The organism is Halomonas jincaotanensis (assembly GCF_018448785.1).
Lineage (GTDB): Bacteria > Pseudomonadota > Gammaproteobacteria > Pseudomonadales > Halomonadaceae > Halomonas > Halomonas jincaotanensis.
Window position 1 is genome coordinate 1 of record NZ_JAHCLU010000060.1, and the last position, 524, is coordinate 524.

General features: G+C 64.9%; 1 protein-coding gene. It reads left to right on the plus strand.

Features of this window, described 5'->3' with window-relative positions; all coding sequences use genetic code 11:
• A partial coding sequence (locus KG088_RS19455) for a GGDEF domain-containing protein (RefSeq protein ID WP_213828278.1) occupies positions 1–375 on the plus strand: 375 nt, incomplete at its 5' end.
• Positions 376–524: the final 149 nt, after the last annotated feature.

Here is a 524-nt window from a genome sequence, read left to right on the forward strand (position 1 = left end):
AAGCACTTCAACGATACCCACGGTCACGAGGCCGGCGATGAGGTGTTGGTGACGCTATGCAGTGTCCTGCAGCGCATTCTGCGCCCCACCGACAGCCTGGGCCGCTGGGGCGGCGAGGAGTTCATCGTGCTGTCCAGTGACTGCGACGCGGTTGGCGGCATGCATCTCGCCGAACGCCTCAGGCAGCGCACCGAGGCACTAGACCTGGGCAACTTGGGTAGCGTGACCATCAGCGTTGGCGTGGCCGCCTGGCGACCCGGCGAAAGCCGGAAAACCCTGGTCGCCCGAGCCGACCAGGCCATGTACCGGGCCAAGGAAGGGGGCCGCAACCGGGTGGAAGCCGAAGCGTCGAGCAGCACATCGCCTTCCCCTTGATGCGCGTCATGACAAACCCCGTCCAGCCATCGTCATCCATGCATGCAAAAGGCCACCGATCAATGGATCGGTGGCCCTTGGGTTTACCCTGTCAGTGCTCCGGCATGGCCGGCGCCTGGATCAGGCAGACTTGGCAGTCTTGGCGCTGG